At 37.0% G+C, this 18,011-nt stretch carries 17 protein-coding genes; 8 read left to right on the top strand and 9 right to left on the bottom strand.

The genetic code is table 11. The features are described from left to right. The first annotated feature begins 37 nt into the window (after positions 1-37). Positions 38-1,417 carry a 23S rRNA (uracil(1939)-C(5))-methyltransferase RlmD gene (rlmD, locus tag JNUCC51_RS15045; RefSeq protein WP_337988725.1) on the top strand — a complete coding sequence of 460 codons (1,380 nt, stop codon included), beginning with the start codon at positions 38-40 and terminating at the stop codon, positions 1,415-1,417. Between the two features lie 407 nt (positions 1,418-1,824). On the opposite strand, the gene JNUCC51_RS15040 is transcribed toward rlmD, so the two are convergent. Together JNUCC51_RS15040 and JNUCC51_RS15035 are read right to left on the bottom strand one after the other, a co-directional pair. Then, positions 1,825-2,460, bottom strand: coding sequence for a hypothetical protein (locus JNUCC51_RS15040; RefSeq protein ID WP_337988724.1), 636 nt, complete (start codon positions 2,458-2,460; stop codon positions 1,825-1,827). A gap of 341 nt (positions 2,461-2,801) precedes the next feature. Next, complete coding sequence (locus JNUCC51_RS15035; protein ID WP_337988723.1) at positions 2,802-3,983, bottom strand: MFS transporter; 1,182 nt, start codon at positions 3,981-3,983, stop codon at positions 2,802-2,804. A gap of 372 nt (positions 3,984-4,355) precedes the next feature. Here JNUCC51_RS15035 and JNUCC51_RS15030 point away from each other — a divergent pair, with 372 nt between their 5' ends. Continuing rightward, entirely contained in the window at positions 4,356-4,541 is a 186-nt protein-coding gene (locus tag JNUCC51_RS15030; protein ID WP_049668848.1) for an SE1561 family protein, read from the top strand. A gap of 209 nt (positions 4,542-4,750) precedes the next feature. Here the strand turns inward: JNUCC51_RS15030 and JNUCC51_RS15025 are convergent, their stop codons facing one another. Beyond that, entirely contained in the window at positions 4,751-5,542 is a 792-nt protein-coding gene (locus JNUCC51_RS15025; protein ID WP_337988722.1) for a YwqG family protein, read from the bottom strand. Between the two features lie 377 nt (positions 5,543-5,919). Here JNUCC51_RS15025 and JNUCC51_RS15020 point away from each other — a divergent pair, with 377 nt between their 5' ends. Both JNUCC51_RS15020 and JNUCC51_RS15015 read left to right on the top strand, forming a co-directional pair. Then, positions 5,920-7,458 carry a fumarate hydratase gene (locus JNUCC51_RS15020; RefSeq protein WP_337988721.1) on the top strand — a complete coding sequence of 513 codons (1,539 nt, stop codon included), beginning with the start codon at positions 5,920-5,922 and terminating at the stop codon, positions 7,456-7,458. A 463-nt stretch (positions 7,459-7,921) separates the two neighbouring features. Beyond that, positions 7,922-9,826 carry a heavy metal translocating P-type ATPase gene (locus tag JNUCC51_RS15015; RefSeq protein ID WP_337988720.1) on the top strand — a complete coding sequence of 635 codons (1,905 nt, stop codon included), beginning with the start codon at positions 7,922-7,924 and terminating at the stop codon, positions 9,824-9,826. A 55-nt stretch (positions 9,827-9,881) separates the two neighbouring features. Here JNUCC51_RS15015 and JNUCC51_RS15010 read toward each other — a convergent pair whose 3' ends face one another. Together JNUCC51_RS15010 and JNUCC51_RS15005 are read right to left on the bottom strand one after the other, a co-directional pair. Continuing rightward, positions 9,882-10,820, bottom strand: coding sequence for a YihY/virulence factor BrkB family protein (locus JNUCC51_RS15010; protein ID WP_337988719.1), 939 nt, complete (start codon positions 10,818-10,820; stop codon positions 9,882-9,884). 23 nt (positions 10,821-10,843) lie between these two features. Beyond that, on the bottom strand, positions 10,844-11,170 hold the full coding sequence (locus JNUCC51_RS15005) for a YtxH domain-containing protein (RefSeq protein WP_337988718.1): 327 nt from the start codon (positions 11,168-11,170) through the stop codon (positions 10,844-10,846). A gap of 359 nt (positions 11,171-11,529) precedes the next feature. Here JNUCC51_RS15005 and JNUCC51_RS15000 point away from each other — a divergent pair, with 359 nt between their 5' ends. Next, on the top strand, positions 11,530-11,751 hold the full coding sequence (locus tag JNUCC51_RS15000) for a DUF1128 domain-containing protein (RefSeq protein WP_049668842.1): 222 nt from the start codon (positions 11,530-11,532) through the stop codon (positions 11,749-11,751). A 64-nt stretch (positions 11,752-11,815) separates the two neighbouring features. Here JNUCC51_RS15000 and motB read toward each other — a convergent pair whose 3' ends face one another. Further along, entirely contained in the window at positions 11,816-12,586 is a 771-nt protein-coding gene (gene motB, locus JNUCC51_RS14995) for a flagellar motor protein MotB (protein ID WP_337988717.1), read from the bottom strand. Next, positions 12,570-13,373 carry a flagellar motor stator protein MotA gene (motA, locus tag JNUCC51_RS14990; protein ID WP_049668840.1) on the bottom strand — a complete coding sequence of 268 codons (804 nt, stop codon included), beginning with the start codon at positions 13,371-13,373 and terminating at the stop codon, positions 12,570-12,572. Before motA ends, motB begins: the two co-directional genes overlap by 17 nt. 332 nt (positions 13,374-13,705) lie before the next feature. Between motA and JNUCC51_RS24830 the strand changes: the two genes are divergently transcribed. From JNUCC51_RS24830 to JNUCC51_RS14980, 3 genes are all read left to right on the top strand, one after another. Beyond that, positions 13,706-13,972 carry an aminopeptidase gene (locus JNUCC51_RS24830; RefSeq protein WP_443137005.1) on the top strand — a complete coding sequence of 89 codons (267 nt, stop codon included), beginning with the start codon at positions 13,706-13,708 and terminating at the stop codon, positions 13,970-13,972. A 275-nt stretch (positions 13,973-14,247) separates the two neighbouring features. Further along, positions 14,248-14,382 carry a hypothetical protein gene (locus JNUCC51_RS14985; protein WP_268637179.1) on the top strand — a complete coding sequence of 45 codons (135 nt, stop codon included), beginning with the start codon at positions 14,248-14,250 and terminating at the stop codon, positions 14,380-14,382. Between the two features lie 194 nt (positions 14,383-14,576). Further along, the gene (locus JNUCC51_RS14980) at positions 14,577-15,140 is read left to right on the top strand and encodes a beta-class carbonic anhydrase (RefSeq protein ID WP_337988716.1); all 564 of its coding nucleotides are present in this window, start codon (positions 14,577-14,579) and stop codon (positions 15,138-15,140) included. A 48-nt stretch (positions 15,141-15,188) separates the two neighbouring features. Here JNUCC51_RS14980 and JNUCC51_RS14975 read toward each other — a convergent pair whose 3' ends face one another. Both JNUCC51_RS14975 and JNUCC51_RS14970 read right to left on the bottom strand, forming a co-directional pair. Then, positions 15,189-15,776: a GNAT family N-acetyltransferase gene (locus tag JNUCC51_RS14975; protein WP_337988715.1), complete on the bottom strand. Its 588-nt coding sequence runs from the start codon at positions 15,774-15,776 to the stop codon at positions 15,189-15,191. A gap of 1,294 nt (positions 15,777-17,070) precedes the next feature. Next, positions 17,071-17,901 carry a polyphosphate kinase 2 family protein gene (locus JNUCC51_RS14970; RefSeq protein ID WP_337988714.1) on the bottom strand — a complete coding sequence of 277 codons (831 nt, stop codon included), beginning with the start codon at positions 17,899-17,901 and terminating at the stop codon, positions 17,071-17,073. Between the last annotated feature and the right edge of the window lie 110 nt (positions 17,902-18,011).

Here is an 18,011-nt window from a genome sequence, read left to right as displayed (position 1 = left end):
GGGGAGATGATATTAAAAGAACAGGGACGTGGAACGCTTGACGCAGCAAACAACAATGGAAGTAGGACAAAAATTTCCTCTAACAATAAAAAGACTTGGTATTAACGGTGAAGGAGTAGGCTTTTATAAGCGTAATGTTGTATTCGTAAAGGGCGCTATTCCTGGTGAAGAAATTACAGCACAAGTGACTAAAACACAGCGAAACTTCGCCGAAGCAGAAATATTAGCTATTCGCAAAGCTTCAAAACATCGTCAGGAAGCACCATGCCCAGTTTACAATGAATGTGGCGGCTGTCAGCTTCAACATATGACATATGAAAAACAGCTAATCGAAAAGCGCGATATCGTAATTCAGGCATTAGAACGTTATGCTAAGCCTTTAGCTAATACAGTTGAAGTTCGCAAAACTCTAGGGATGGATAATCCATGGAATTATCGTAACAAAAGTCAATATCAAGTACGTAAAGAAGGCAAGCGTGTCTATGCAGGGCTATTTGCAGAAGGTAGCAACAAATTACTGAACATCAATGACTGCCTTGTTCAGCATCCGATTACATCAAAAATTACAGTGGCAACACGTAAAATTTTGCAAAAACTGAATATTACTATTTACGATGGTCGTACGCTTGATGGATTAGTGCGTACGATTGTTGTACGTACAGGAATTCGTACTGGTGAAACGCAAGTCGTGCTCGTAACAACACGTAAAGAAATTCCACATCTAGCTGAGCTCATTGCACGTATCAAAAAAATCGACCCAAGTATCGTATCGATTGCCCAAAATATTAACCGTGAGAAAACATCGTTAATCTTTGGTGATGAAACGATTGTCCTCGATGGTAAAGAAACGATTCATGAGGAGCTTGGGGAATTAGCCTTTGATTTATCTGCTCGTGCCTTTTTCCAACTGAATCCAACACAAACCGTTCATCTCTACGATGAAATCAAAAAAGCAGCAGCATTAACAGGCAAAGAAACAGTTGTTGACGCTTACTGCGGTGTTGGGACAATCGGTTTATGGCTAGCTGACAAAGCAAAAGAAGTTCGAGGAATGGATGTTATTCCAGAAAGCATTCAGGATGCACGTAAAAACGCCCGAAACCATGGCTTTAAGCATACAAAATATGCGGTCGGCACAGCAGAAAGTGTCCTAGCAAAATGGCTCAAGGAAGGATTTACACCAGATGTTATTACGGTTGATCCACCACGCACAGGTCTAGCACCAGAATTCATCCGCACTGTATTGAAGCTAAAACCGAAGCGCTTTGTCTATACATCGTGTAATCCATCAACTTTGGCGAAGGATTTAAACGAATTAACGAAGTTTTATGATGTTGAATATATCCAGCCGGTGGATATGTTTGCACAGACTGCTCAGGTGGAGTGTGTGGCGAAGCTTGTGTTGAAGGATAAGTAATGAAAATTGGCGTCCTCAAAAAATGAGAGACTCTCTTTAAAATAAATTAAACAGCATCAAAATAGGCGTCTCCTAAAAATTAAGAGACGCCTTCTTTGTTTTGTATATTATTTTATATGTAATGCACAGCTCCAGCTGCCTAGTGGACGACAGACGGTCCAGAAAAATCAACACCTTAACCAGTAACCCAGGATTTAAAAGATTTTTATTCTTTAAGTTTTTAGCTTTAATACTAAAGAACTTTGAAACGTAAACTTTGGACTTTTAACTTTAATCTTTGAGCTTTTATCTCCGATTGTTTAAACTATCCATTGTAGTAAGACATGTTTCAGGTTTTAACTCGCACACATGTCTTGAAGCGCGAGCGACTTTTCGTTTTCTGTTTTCGCTAGGCCATGCATTTTTAGTTAGGCTTGCACTTCAATAAATGTTGTTGCATTCGATTCCGATAATACAGCATCGACCTCTGATTCGAATTCTTCAATTCGATTACTTAACGCCTCAATTTTCTTTTTAACATTCATCGGATCGATTAACTCGTACTCGTTTCTTTTCATAAATGTCTCCGTATGTAATTTTACTTCTTCTGGAGATTGTTTATCTTTATTTCCTAATATATTAACTAAATACGTTTCTAGCTTTCCTGGCAACGCATCATTTTCTTTTGCAACCGTATTTATCGCTGAACGATATTGCTGTTGCATGACTTCTAACAGTTCCTTTTCATATTGAATGGACTGTTTGCGTTCAATCGCTTCTGCTACAGTCATTTCTTCTTTTCCTACTATTACTTTTGTTTTAGCATTAGACTCTACAACTTGCGCCTTAATTCGGTTACGATAGTCAACTAAGCTAACTACTTTATCGTACGAGGCTTGCATTTGCTTTTCATATTCTTGAATCTCTACACCATTAATTTTGCTATTGCTTTTACGATTAGCTAACACCAGGCTAACTTCATTCGTTGCTGCTTCGATGCGGTGATTTAGCATCTTTAATTCTGTTAATGCACGGTGAATCGATAATTTTTTATATTCTGCCATGTGGTAATCTCCTCATTATAAATAGTCATCTTAATTAGTGTTCTTCTATTATATAGAGATAGAAATCCAAAGTCCAAATATTACCTATCTGAAAATATTATTTGATTTTATGTTTGCTTGTCTGTATAATAACTTTCTAGGTGCCAAACCTATGTGACATGGACGGAACATCCTTGTCACGCAAAGAACGCCATAACAGCACGGATTTGCTGGGCGTTTTATGTTTTATGAGCGGGAGATGAGCCCCGCTCTTTTTATTTTCTCTAAAAAAGTCTCCGAGCTGAGTAATTCTTCTGATTTCCCGAGCGTCTTCAAGGATAATTTCCAAAAGACAATGCCCCTTATACCGACACTGGTCGCTTATTTTTATTTCGTCCAAATACTAGCAAAACAATGGCTACAGCTAGCAAAAGCATTGCTACCAGTAAAAGAATGCTATAATTTTTTACATATTCTAAATAAATGCCTCCTAAAAATGGCCCTGTTAAACTACCAATGCTAAGGGCAATACCGCAAAGCAGATTTCCTGTTGGCATTAGTTCCTTCGGTGTTAAGTCAGCCATATAAGTAATACCTAATGAAAACATCGAACCGACTAATGTACCTGTAAAGAAGAATGCTACGGCTACTGCCATTTGTGAATGCTCTACAAAGCTTGCAATTCCAAATATAATAGCCCCGCCAAATGAGCCTATCATCAAGACATTGCGTCTTCCGACTTTATCCCCTATTGCTCCAAGCGGCACTTGCGTTAAAATCCCGCCAAATGTAAAGACTGATAAAATAATAGGAATCATATTCACGTCGAAACCTTTTCGCAAAGCATAAACTGGGAACAAAGCGTTTAATGAAGATTCTAAAAACCCATAAACAAATGGCCCTAAAAATGCAATCCATCCAAATACAATGGCAATTTTATAACGATGCCAGCCTCGTGCCTTTAAGTCTCCCGTTAATCGCTCTGGTTTTTCATTTTGTAAAAAGAATACAAAAACCCATGCAAGTAAACACATAATTGAGGACACAATAAACGGTAATGCTTCTGAAACTTGTATAAGTTTTACCATCAGAGGACCGATCGCAAAGCCTGTACTAAAGGACAAGCCGTAAATGGCCATACCTTTTCCTAAGCTTTTATGGTCTGAGGTGCTTGTAATCCACGTCTGTGTTGCAAAATGTAACGCATGATCTCCTACCCCGATAAGTAAGCGTAGGATAAACCAAAAGGTCACACTTTTCCATAATGGAAATACAAGAAGTGAAGCAAAGACAAGTGCACCTCCTATTAAAATAATCGGTTTATAGCCCCATTTTCGTAATGGCTGCTCGATAAACGGTGAGATTAATAAAGTTCCTATGTATAGACCCGTTGCATTCAATCCATTCAACGCAGAGGAAACTCCATCACGTTCAAAAATAATTGAAATTAGCGGTAAAAGCATCCCTTGTGAAAAACCAGAAATAGATACAATTAACACTAGAATGGCAAATCTTTTTTTGCTGTAATCTGAGAAGTATGTCATCTTTTCCTCCAACATCAAGTCAATCTTCCAAATAACAGCATACCAAAAAGCCTTAGCGCTCACCACATGTGATTTTACGCTAAGGCCTAACTAACACTTATCTCCATTTAATTGTATAAACACGAATTTCGGCTTTTATTATTGGCCGAGTACTTGTTTAAACTCCCTCCTTTTCGAGTTAGAGTTTTTTTGAATTTTTTTAAATCAGCTCCTTTACCTTTTCTTAATATTAATTTAACACAGCCCCTCAATATTGTGAATATTCAGTCTATTAATTTTCGCAAAATAATCGCTAAGTCCTAGGTGTTTACCTAAACATTGAAATTTAGTCCTGAATCAGCTAAGATGAAGGGGACGAAATGAGGTGTATGCATGTCAAATCCTATCACTGATAAAAAACAGCAAATGAATTACTTAAAAGAGCGTCTTGAAATGTTTTTAGAAGTTTTAGATGCAATTGATCCTGAAACAACTGAATTAGAAGATATCGATCGTTTAATTCAAATGATGGATGATTTAGAAGACAAAATGGAGCAATTTAATGCCCGTGAACAATAATTACTAATCAATTTCGCCTTGGTGTAATTGCGTCCAGAGTTTGAACGTGACATCTACCGGAGGCTTTATCTTCATTCATCTCACCATCTTCAAAGGTAGAAGTCTTTTGTAACTGACGCTTCGCTTTCGCACAGAAAAGATTTCTTGAATGAAGATAAAAGCAAGTGGAGGCTCTATATCCACTTGCTTTTTTTCTGTTCCATTTTCGGTTAATAGCAATCCCAATTATATAGAACTTTACTAAAATCCTTACGTTTCAGCTCATCTTCAGTGATGAAAAAATTACCGACCCCAACATCACCCCATAAAATATGTTCACCTATACTATCAATTTGAAGCAACAAGATTGTAGAATCTGTATAGTCACCATAAGCTCTTGGATCTTCTTGTGTAAAGAATGGATATCCCCCGATTTTATGACCTGTACTATTTAATGTTTCATAAAATGAGTCTACTAAATTATCATTGTCTTCTATATTAGCAAGGATCTTCGCATATAGTTTTTCACTTCTAAAATCACTTGCTGATAATGGTTCACAGCCTGCTCCAAAGGACAATGCCATTTCTTTTTCCACCGGAAAGTATAATTCTTCTTCATTCGCTTCAACAAATGAGAAGTCTCGTACTAACTGTGACTCATCACTGACAATATGCTCATGGAAAATAACGCGGAAGCCTTCCTGATTTTGACCATTATCAAAGTCCATCCCTAATACATCATCATAGCCATCAATATAAAACTGTAAAATTCCCTCTTTAGGGAAATTTGGTAAATGATTAGGTATATCTGCAAAATTTATTTGTGTTAGTAATTTTAATGGTTGCCCTTCAGGATTTTTCGGATATTCCATTGACAGCGGAAAATATGGATCTCCCGCAAACTTACTTTCAAATAAAGATGTTTTTCGTTCTTCCGTTTCAATAAATACAGTAGGCTGTATCGTTTCCTCTATTAGAGTCCTATATTGTTCAAATGCTTCAGGTAAATTAAGTAGCTTCATATTATTACCTCCTAAAGTAAATTTTATATTAATTATAGAACAAACGTTCCCTTTTAGCAATGGTTATTCGATCGGCTTGGCTTCAAATGTGATGAAAGCTTTGCTCTAAAAGTTATCGGCTTTTTTCAAAATCGATCGGTTTCTCAGGAAATACCTTCGTTTCCTACTATACTCTTCTTAAGATATTGTTTATTCCCCTGCTTCAATATCTTAATAATAGCTTAACGGTAAATAACATAATTTCACATTTATATTACCTCTTTTTGAGAATAGACCTTTAATTCCGACCACAATGAGTTGAACTCTTTTTTTCATTAGTTGAAAAGAGTATAATGTATCGTGGAAATAATCAAATTTTCTATGGGGGGCAATACCAAATGAATATCCAAACTTTGGAGAAAAGTCTTTACGATTTAATTACAGAAACATCTACTAATCTACCAAAAGACGTACGACGTGCAATTAAGAAAGCTAAAGAAGCTGAGAATGCTGGTACTCGTGCTGCAATGAGCTTAGACACAATCTCAAATAATATTATTATGGCAGAAGATAATGTATCACCTATCTGTCAAGATACTGGTCTACCAACATTCAAAATCTATACTCCTGTTGGTGTAAACCAATTAGAAATTAAAGAAGCTATTAAAAAAGCTATTAACGATACTACTGCAGATGCAAAATTACGTCCAAATGCGGTTGATTCATTAACAGGCGCAAACAGCGGTAATAACCTTGGTGACGGTCTTCCTGTTATGAAATTCGAACAATGGGAAAAAGACTATATTACAATTAAATTAATCCTTAAAGGTGGCGGCTGTGAAAACAAAAACATTCAATACAGCCTACCATGTGAACTTGAAGGTCTTGGCCGCGCTGGTCGTGATTTAGATGGTATTCGTAAATGTATTATTCACTCAGTATACCAAGCACAAGGACAAGGCTGTTCAGCTGGCTTCATCGGTGTAGGTATCGGTGGAGATCGCTCTTCTGGTTACGACTTAGCAAAAGAACAGTTATTCCGTCATGTGGAAGATACAAATCCAAATCCTGATCTTGCTAAATTAGAAGAGTATGTAGTGAAAACTGCAAACACATTCGGTATCGGTACAATGGGCTTCGGTGGTGAAGCAACATTACTTGGCTGTAAAATTGGTGTTATGCACCGTATCCCTGCATCATTCTACGTATCAGTAGCTTATAACTGCTGGGCATACCGTCGTATGGCTGTAGACATCAATCCTGAAACTGGTGAAATCATTAACTGGCATTACCAAGAAGGCGAAAAAATCACATTTAAAGAAGATGAAGTTGCAGCAACAACAGAAGATACTACTACAGATGTAGTAGAACTTACTGCACCAATTACTGAAGAACAAATTCGTGCTCTAAAAGTTGGTGACGTTGTATCAATTACTGGTCGTATGTATACTGGCCGTGACGCAATTCACCATCACTTAATGAGCCACGATGCTCCTGTTGATCTTAATGGACAAGTTATTTATCACTGTGGCCCTGTAATGGCAAAAGACGAAGAAGGCAACTGGACAGTAAAGGCTGCTGGTCCAACTACTTCTATTCGTGAGGAGCCATATCAAGGTGACATCATGAAAAAATTCGGTATCCGCGCTGTAATTGGTAAAGGCGGTATGGGACCAAAAACACTTGCTGCATTAGAAGAGCACGGTGGTGTGTACTTAAATGCTATCGGTGGTGCTGCACAGTACTACGCAGACTGCATTAAAGGTGTTGAAGGTGTTGACCTAATGGAATTTGGTATTCCAGAAGCAATGTGGCACTTAAAAGTTGAGAAGTTCACAGCTGTTGTAACAATGGACTCTCATGGTAACTCACTACACGCAGATGTAGACAAATCATCCCTAGAAAAACTTGCACTACACGCTGAACGTGTATTCTAATAGGAAAATTATCTTTTTATAATTAGATTAGTAGTGAAAATTGAATAATTTATGGTTCATCACCAATTTTGGGTATGATATTTATGTATGTCAGTTGATTAAAAGTGAGGCTGGACGCCTCCATTAAAGCGCCCAGCCGAAACGGAAATTTACCCTACTTTATGATGATGAGCCTGCACAAATTTAAAAAGCACAGAATATTCCTATGAATAGCTGTGCTTTTCTTATGTTCAAAATTAATTCAAAAAACCCCATAATTGCCTCTATCTCGATCTTGGACTACTTTTATCCCCTTTCTTTAAAAATCACTTCAAATTTCTTACTTTCTTTTTCCAAAAACCTTTGTTATAATAATTCTAAATTAGAGAGGAGCTAATCGAAAACGTTTTTCAATTCTAAATTGTTTATATACACTGTTTTACAAGGTTTTTGATATTGATTTTCATTATCAGGAGGGATAAGTATGGAGTATTCTAATCGAGAAAATTCAAATATAATTGAGAAAATTAAGGAACATGCTGAATTAATCGCTGCCCTTATAGCAGGTTTGTTTATTTTACTTGCCTGGCGTTTAGACACTAGCGGACAAACAACAGCTCCTATTCTTTTATATATTGTTGCTTTTTGCGTTGGTGGATTCGCTAAAGCAAAAGAAGGTATTGAAGAAACCATTGAAAATAAAGAGCTTAATGTTGAACTATTGATGGTATTAGCTGCAATTGGTTCCGCAGCAATCGGTTATTGGACGGAGGGTGCCATTTTAATTTTCATTTTTGCAGTAAGTGGTGCTCTTGAAACATACGCAATGAATAAAAGTCATCGTGAAATTTCGGCACTCATGAATTTGCAACCCGAAGAGGCTTGGCTTGTTCGCGGTAACTTTGAACCAATGAAAGTCGCTGTCTCCACATTACAAATTGGAGATCACCTGCTCATAAAACCTGGTGAACGTGTACCAGCAGACGGTGTAATCTTTAAAGGACAGTCTTCTATCGACGAATCCGCTATTAGCGGTGAGCCTCTTCCAGTGGCAAAGCATGAAGGTGATGAGGTATTTGCAGGTACAGTGAACTTAAATGGCGCCATTACAATGGAAATGACAAAACCGAATTCTGAAACACTATTCCAAAAAATTATCCAGCTTGTACAAAGTGCTCAGAGTGAAAAATCTCCATCTCAACAGTTTATTGAAAAATTCGAAGGTACTTACGTGAAATTCACTCTACTTACTGTCGCTCTAATGATGTTTCTACCTCACTTTTTACTCGGTTGGGACTGGACAACAACTTTCTATCGAGCAATGGTACTCCTTGTAGTTGCTTCGCCATGTGCGCTTGTTGCATCCATTATGCCGGCAACACTTGCAGCAATTTCAAATGGTGCAAAACACGGTGTGCTATTCAAGGGAGGCTTACATTTAGAGCATCTAGGTGCATTACGTGCATTAGCAGTAGATAAAACAGGTACTTTAACACAGGGTAAACCAACCGTTACTGATTTTATTGTTCGAGAAGGATTAGACCGAGAAAATACACTGGCAGTCCTTGCAGGTATTGAAGCACAATCGAATCATCCACTTGCTCAAGCAATAACTTCATTCGCAAGAAAAGAAGGTATCACACAGTTTGCTCAAGCCACTATAGAAGATATCCCAGGTTGGGGTATTAAAGGTTACGTTAATGAAGTCGAATATCTTGTTGGGAAACCAGACTTTGTTGGTCTAGATGAGGCAAACGATTTTGCAAATGGTGCAGCAGAAAACCTTGCCTCAGAAGGAAAAAGCGTTATTTTCATTCGTGACAAAGATGGTATCGCCGCATTGGCAGCCTTAAAGGATACCGTTCGCAGTGAAGCAAAAAAAGCAGTATCATTACTAAAAGAGCTAGGTATTAATGTTGTCATGCTAACAGGCGACAACGAGAAGACAGCAAAGGTAATTGCCAAGGAAGCAGGCGTGACAGAATATGTTGCTGAATGTCTACCTGAAACAAAAGTGACTGAGATGAAACGACTTCTTTCTCAGCATAAATTCGTAGGGATGGTCGGTGACGGTATTAATGATGCACCCGCATTAGCAACTGCGACTACCGGAATTGCTATGGGAGAAGGAACAGATGTTGCTTTGGAAACAGCAGATGTCGTATTAATGAAAAATGACTTATCAAAAATCGCCTATGCAGTACGTTTATCACGTAAAATGCAACGTATCGTTAAACAAAACATCTTCTTCTCAATCGGTGTTATCGTTTTATTAATCGCCTCAAACTTTTTACAAGTCGTTGATTTACCTCTAGGCGTAATTGGACATGAAGGAAGCACCATTTTAGTTATTTTAAACGGCTTACGTATGCTTAACAAAAACGTCTAAAACAAACAGCCTCGTATCACAAAACGTGATAGCGAGGCTGTTCTTTTCAATAATTCTAACTTTTCGTTAGTGTCTTCTGCTTCATAAGTTCTTTTTGCAATACTTTTTTCTGCATCGTCGCATTTAAAATGCCACCAAAAATTAAAATAATCCCCGTGAAATATAGCCAAAGCATTAAAATAATAACTCCACCAATACTGCCATATGTAGAGGAAAAATTCGCGAAATTATTAATATAAAAAGAAAAAGCATATGTTACTACCAGCCAGGCAAGAGTTGAAAACAATGCCCCTGGCCAAACTCCCATTAACTTCAAACGGGGATTTGTATTTGGAACAAATCTATATATCCCCATTAAAACTATAAAAATAAGTAGAGGTGGTATCGACCAGCGCATTCTATACCAGATTATTTCAAATTGCTCCTCAATGCCAACAATCGAAAATAAGAAATGTCCCACCTGTTGCCCAAAAATCGGTAAAAGTAGAGCAACAACAATAACAACGACAAATGCCAAGGTGAAAACAAGGGATAACCCTCGATCTAAAATACTGCCCCTAGTTTCTGTATCGTAGGCCTTATTCAAGGCTCTAATTAATGCATTAATTCCTTTGGAAGCAGACCAAATTGTCCCAAGTATCCCGACGGATAATAAACTACTATTTCGGTTTGTTAAAATTTCATCTAACGTATCTTCAATAAGCCTATATACCTCGTCCGGCATAATATTCACTAGAAATGAATACACTTGCGTCGACTTTAAATTCAAATATGGTAGTAATGTAACTAGAAAAATTAATAGTGGGAAAAAAGACAGTAAAAAGAAATAAGCCAATTGCGCTGCAAGAGCTGATATGTCAACTCGCCGGAAGCGTAGTATTAAATCTTGCATAAAGCCTCTTGATGTCATCACATCTACAGTGTCTTCGTCTGGCGAGACAAATGATTTCACCACACCGACAGCTGTATGTATCGATGCTTTTTTCTTTTCCATACAAATTCCCTCCTGTACGACAACTATTCTTTATCAGGCAAAGAAAAGGCAGATTTCGTATCTTTAATCATGCCTTCGATTGTGAAAGGTAATTCTTTAAATTCATCAACTTTATCAATGATTGAATTGACATTTTCTGAAACATTTTCACATAGCACTTTAGCCGCCAATACTTTTTCTTCAACCAGTACTTGTAATTCTTCCCGATTGGCTGAATAATAAGATATTGCTTCTTTCATCTTTTTCGTTGAAGCTATTGTTTTCTCACGCGTCGCACGGTCAAACATACTTAATGCAGCACCAACTGTAGCACCAACTACGATAGATGCTAATAATTTACTTCGTCCCATATTAAATACCCCCTGTTTTAGTAAATGTATTTTAGAAAAATTAAATGAATTATACCTCGGCATAATCGCATCCGGAATCAGCTCAAAGAACTCCTTTCCGATTACGTGACATCCGCCGGAGGCTTTTGGCCAACACTACGTTGGTCACTCAGTCGTTGTCATAAGATGTGACGTTTTCAGACTGAGTCCTCTATTTCAGCAGGTGTTTGGGACACACGCCGAAAAAAGTAAAACTGCTTACTGCCCTTATTCTACCCAATAACAGTCTATTTTTAAAGCAATGACGAAATACAGTGTTGACATTTTTTTTATTCAATGAAATGATATTTTCGAGGATTACGAAAGGTAGGTTTAAAATAATGGATTTATCAGTACCGTCAAAAGAAAACGTTATTTATATGATTGATCAAATGAAAGACAAGCTTCGCATGGTTAATGTTGATGCGATGAAATCGGAAAATTTTGATGAAGCTAATTACGAAGATCTAGTCTATTTATACGAAATGATCATGAAGCGCGATACTTTTAGCCCAAGCGAGATGCAAGCTATCGTTGCTGAATTAGGAGCTTTACGTAAATAAATAAGATTTTGAAAAAAAGCTATTAGCAATAAAGGCACCAAAGCCGTTTGCTAATAGCTTTTTTCTATTTTGTATTTTTTGCAGCAGAACCATCCTCAGTTACGAGTGGTTGTATTAACACTTCTACACGACGGTTTTTCGCACGCCCTTCTTTAGTATCATTCGGTGCAATGGCACGATTTTCACCATAACCTTGTGAACTAAAATTTCGACCATCTAACTTCGGGTTACTCTTCCATAAAAGTTCTGCGAAATTTACTGCGCGCAACACCGAGAGCTGTAAGTTAGAAGAGAAGTTTGGACCAGCTGGAACATTATCCGTATGACCCGTAACAACAATATTACGTGGAGGATTAGATACCAATACATCTGCAAGCTCTTTTGCAATTGGCTTATACTCCGGTTTAATATCCGCTTTCCCTGGATCAAACAGGATACTATCACGAATTGTAACAAGTAATCCCTCATCAGTCATCGCTGTTGCGAATTGACCTTCCATCTCATGAACAGCGATGAAATTATCAACACTATCTTTAATTTGAGCTAACTCCTGCTGATCCTTCAAGTAAGCCGAATTTTGCTGCGTTTGTGGTGTTTGGTCACTTTCTGCATTCGGACTTTGTATCGGTGAAGGCTGCTCTAAAAAGCTTGTACCACCATCAAATACTTGACTGAACACCGCGGACATTCTCTCTAGCTTTTCTTGGTCTACTGAACTGGATGCAAATAATATGATAAATACAGCTAATAGCAGTGTTAAAATATCTGCATACGGAACTAACCAAGACTCATCGATATGTTCATCATGCTTTTTTTTCTTAGCTTTCTTTGCCAAGGCCGCCCGCCCCGCTTTCATCAGATATTTGACGACGTTCTTCCATTGTTAAGTAAGAAGATAATTTTTGTTCAATAACACGTGGAGCCTCCCCTTCTAAGACAGAAAGGATGCCTTCAATCATCATTCTTTTTTGCTTAACTTCGATAGCTGATTTACGTTTTAATTTATTCGCAAATGGATGCCATAAAACATAACCTGTAAAAATACCTAATAATGTAGCCATGAAAGCAGCTGAAATAGCATGTCCTAGCTTTTCTATGTCATTCATATCTGCTAATGCGGCGATTAATCCTACTACCGCACCAAGTACCCCTAAAGTCGGGGCATATGTACCAGCTTGTGTAAAAATTGCAGAACCACTAGCATGACGTTCTTCCATCGCTTCGACTTCTTCCGTTAGGACATCACGAATATAGTCTGCATTCTGACCATCAATTGCTAATGTGAGTCCATTTTTTAAAAACGGGTCTTCAATCTCTGAAGCTTTACTTTCAAGCGCTAATAGACCTTCACGGCGAGCTAAATCAGCCCATTGTGAAAACATCTTAATAATCTCAATATCATCTGCTAATTTTGTTTCTTTAAAAAGAATTTTAAATAGCTTTGGTACACGCTTTAACTCCTTCATTGGGAAGGCAATTGTTACAGCGGAAATTGTACCGAAGATGATAATTAGAATAGCAGCTGGGTTATAAAACGCACTTAAACTTACACCCTTTAGCACCATTCCTGTTAATAGCGCAACTAGCGCAACAATTAACCCTACAATCGACGATATATCCATTCTAGAACCTCCAAATCTCCTATTAAGTATTATTTCGTCCTTTTTTCCATAATTTTAATATAGTATAAATTTATTTCACTTTTTTTTCGATGTAATAAATGCTTTTTATGCACTTTTCGACCATATTTGATTATATTGAATTAAGAATAATACACTAAATTGTCTTCAATTGAAAAAACTTAAGAATTTTTTATTATTTTTCGACACAAAATTACTAAATTTTACTGGACTAGTTACAGAATTAAGATTAATTACCCAAAAAGATCCACGTATTCATATAAGTAATTCGACCAATAATTAAAAAACAGTTCAGATAATTACTAAAATACCATATAAAAACGGTACAAAAAACATTCACTAAAAGAAGTTACATTACATATAAAAACGGGCAAATTGTTGATGTTAAGACTAAGCAAGAACAAGAAATTTTTAGGACAAGAGGAAGTGCGCATTATCTTTATAAAATAGCATTAGTACCACACCAATCATCTATTTCACAGTCTTATTTATTATTCTTCAATATATTAATGTCTCTAAATATTTTCGAGAGGATTGCCTATAACTTTTTGTTTTTTGAGGAGGAAGAAGATGTTCATTGAAGAGCTATTAAAGAATGGACTAAGTCAAAACTCTGTACATTACTTTATGATTACTTCTAGGCAAATTAATATAGCAAACACTACTTCAAATAGGTGAAAAGATTTGATTTTTTGTTTTGTTAACTGGATATTTCAAGTAATTTATACCTACTAACATTAGTCTAGACTAGGTATGTTATGGATGTCATAAATTCTCCTTAGATTTTCCTAGTAACCTATTGTATAATTACTTTAGATAATATTGTAGATCATTTTAGTAGAGAGGAGCTTTTATTATGTTCATTACGACTGTATTAGGTTTTTCAGCCGTTTTACTAATTTCTTTGGCATTCTTCATCCACTACCTACAAGTTGGTTTAGATTCTAAGTCTTCAGTAACTGTAGATCCAAAACCACACGAAAAATTTTAATTTCATTGAAAACAGCTACATTAAGTAGCTGTTTTTTTATTTATCTTCCGGCGGATGTTTTATTATTTCGATTCGCTAAATAAATTACTAAACTTCTTTTTTTTTCAAAAAAATTGCGTGAATATTGTCATTATTATTTGCATATTTATAGTTTTGCTCTAAAATAATTCCTGTAAGGAAGGGAGCAATTTTTCATGGCAATGTTACAAGATATTCTTAAGTTTAATGAAGATTTCGTTCAAGAAAAAAAATACGAGCCTTTTATTACAACAAAGTATCCTGATAAGCGCATCGTTGTGTTATCTTGTATGGATACTCGACTTGTAGAGCTATTACCTAAAGCTATGAATTTGCGTAATGGCGACGTTAAGATCGTTAAAAGTGCTGGGGCATTAGTTAGTCACCCTTTTGGTGCAATTATGCGTAGTTTACTTGTAGCTGTTTATGAACTACAAGCAGATGAGGTGTATGTTGTTGGACATTACGACTGCGGTATGAGTGCAGTTGACCCAGAAGCAATGTTAAAGAAAATGGTTGCTAGAGGGATTACTCCCGAAACTATCAACACGATAGAATATTCAGGTTTTGATTTAAAAGAGTTTTTACGTGGCTTTGGTGACGTCTCAACGAGTGTAAAGAAAAGCGTCGATACAATTCGTAATCACCCGTTAATGGTTAAAGACGTGCCTGTTCATGGATTAGTGATTGATCCAAATACTGGCCGCCTTGATTTAATCATAGACGGTAGCAAACAATAGAAAAAAGAAGCGTCTATCCTTCAAACATCGAAAGATAGACGCTTCTTTTTATTGACCCTCTAAACGTGCATACATATAGTGATCCACCCAATTACCATTAATGTACAGCAGCTTTCTCAAAAGACCCTCACGCTGAAATCCAGCCTTTTCTAAGACTCGGATAGACGGATTATTCTGTGTTGAAACATAAGCCTCTACTCGATGTAAGCCTACTTGCTCGAACGCAAATTGCACGACCATATTAACTGCTTCTGTGACAATTCCTTTTCCAATATAAATTTCATCCATCGCATAGCCAACAAACGCACTGGAATACGGTAAACGTTTTACTGAATAAAGAGCAATATGTCCTATTAGATTATTTGTATCCGGCTCAAAAATACCAAATGTAAATTCCCTCTTCGAATCCATTAAGTATAAGCTTTCTTGAATTTTTTTATATTGAGCAGTAATTGTATAATATTCTGGTCGTTGTAACGGTTCATATGTAGACCAAAAGTATTTATTGCGACTTACGAGATCGGTTAAACTTTGTGCATCTTTTTCATAAAATGTGCGAATGTAGCATTTTCCCCCTTGAATTGATACCACATTTTCACCCTTTTTCCTCAATAATCTCCAAATTTTAAGCACCATTTTCCCACACTTACCTTCCGATAATTGTCAATACGCTTTTAATGCCTGAGTTCATTTTCAATGGTTAACAAACAATTTATGAATCTTCACCATAGCGTGTGGTTGATTTCCGTTCCAACTGTGCGCTTTGTAGCTGTCGCTTTGCTTTCGCTACAGAAAACATTTGCCGCTGACGCTTCGCTTTCGCGCAGAGCAGAGCTTCCTGGGGGCGTCCGATGAGCCGCTTCGCCGCGCTGCAGGGTCTCGGGCCAACAGATGTTTTTTGCGCGAAAGCGTAGTGCTAACGCAGCGTCAGCAGCACCGATGTTGGTCACGAAGGCGTTATCACAGGACGTGATGGTTTTAGCCTTCGTTCCTCTATCGCTGATCCCCTAGGAGTCGCCCAGCCTCCACTCCAATCAACTTATATATGGTATAAACTTTAACAAATATCATGCGCAACTTTTAGTAATGAGCCCAGTTTATGGGTAAATCACCACCGAATTGAAGTTTTACTTTATCCCGCTTTAACGGTCAGTAAATGTCTTTCCTCGCTCTAAATGAAGATTGTAGTCGACATAGCAGACGATTAACTGACCGTAAAAGCCCGATTGGTTCAACTAACAATCAGTGGAAAAATAACCCACTGATTGAAGTTTTACTTTATCCCGCTTTAACGGTCAGTAAATGTCTTTCCTCGCTCTAAATGAAGATTGTAGTCGACATAGCAGACGATTAACTGACCGTAAAAGCCCGATTGGTTCAACTAACAATCAGTGGAAAAATAACCCACTGATTGAAGTTTTACTTTATCCCGCTTTAACGGTCAGTAAATGTCTTTCCTCGCTCTAAATGAAGATTGTAGTCGACATAGTAGACGATTAACTGACTGTAAAAGCCCGATTGGTTCAACTAACAATCAGTGGGAAAATAACCCACTGATTGAAGTTTTACTTTATCCCGCTTTAACGGTCAGTAAATGTCTTTCCTCGCTCTAATGAAGATTGTAGTCGACATAGCAGACGATTAACTGACCGTAAAAGCCCGATTGGTTCAACTAACAATCAGTGGAAAAATAACCCACTGATTGAAGTTTTACTTTATCCCGCTTTAACGGTCAGTAAATGTCTTTCCTCGCTCTAAATGAAGATTGTAGTCGACATAGTAGACGATTAACTGACCGTAAAAGCCCGATTGGTTCAACTAACAATCAGTGGGAAAATAACCCACTGATTGAAGTTTTACTTTATTGTATGTAAAAAAAGATGCTGCTACAACTAAAACATCTCGTCTTGTTGTTACAGCATCCATAACATTATTTCACTTTTTGTTTTTGTTTTTTAGGCTTTTCCTCTAGCAATTCAAGGCTAGACGATTCAGCATCTTCTAAATGCTCTGTGTCTAATATATTAGTTAAATGTAGGCCACGTTTTTTTGCCTCACGTTCAATATGTGCTAGTGTTTCTTGCAGCACCTGTACACGAGCATATTTTTTATCGTCTCCTGGTATTAGAACCCATGGAGCACTTTTCTTATCGGTCTTCTCAAACATTTCATTGGCAGCTTCTATATACTGAGGTGTTTTTTCACGATTTCGCCAGTCTTCATCTGTTAGCTTCCAAGACTTATATGGATCCTCTTCACGTTCATTAAAACGTTTAAGCTGCTCCTCATCAGATACTTGAAGCCAAAACTTAATAACAATATAATCTCCTGCTGTTAAAATCTTTTCAAAATTATTAATTTCTTCGTATGCACGAGACCACTCTTCATTCGTTGCAAATCCTTCAATACGCTCAACTAATACACGACCATACCATGAGCGATCAAAAATAGCGATTTGCCCATGTTGTGGCAGCTTTCGCCAAAAACGTTGTAAATAATTGTAGCGTAGCTCATGAGGCTGAGGTGCTGAAATTGGATGTACGACATAGCCACGTGGATCAACACGTTCAATTAGACGCTTAATAGCGCCACCCTTACCTGCAGCATCCATACCTTCAAATACTAGAATTAGCCCAATTTTATTGTTTAATAAAAACTGTTGAGCATTTAACATTTCATATTGGAGTACTTTTAACTTCTTTTTATACAACTTCTTATCCAGTTTAACTGATAAATCTAGATCGTTTAAATTTTGAGTCATTAAAACTTCACTCCTTACATTTGAATATTCCCATTGTACTAAAGAAATATATGGATAACTATTCAAATGGTAAATTGTAGATATTTTTAACGAAACAACGCGATACATTG

The organism is Lysinibacillus sp. JNUCC 51, from assembly GCF_015999525.1.
Taxonomy (GTDB): Bacteria; Bacillota; Bacilli; order Bacillales_A; family Planococcaceae; genus Lysinibacillus; species Lysinibacillus xylanilyticus.
Note: the sequence above shows the minus strand (reverse complement) of the source record. Positions and strands in the feature narration are given on the sequence as shown.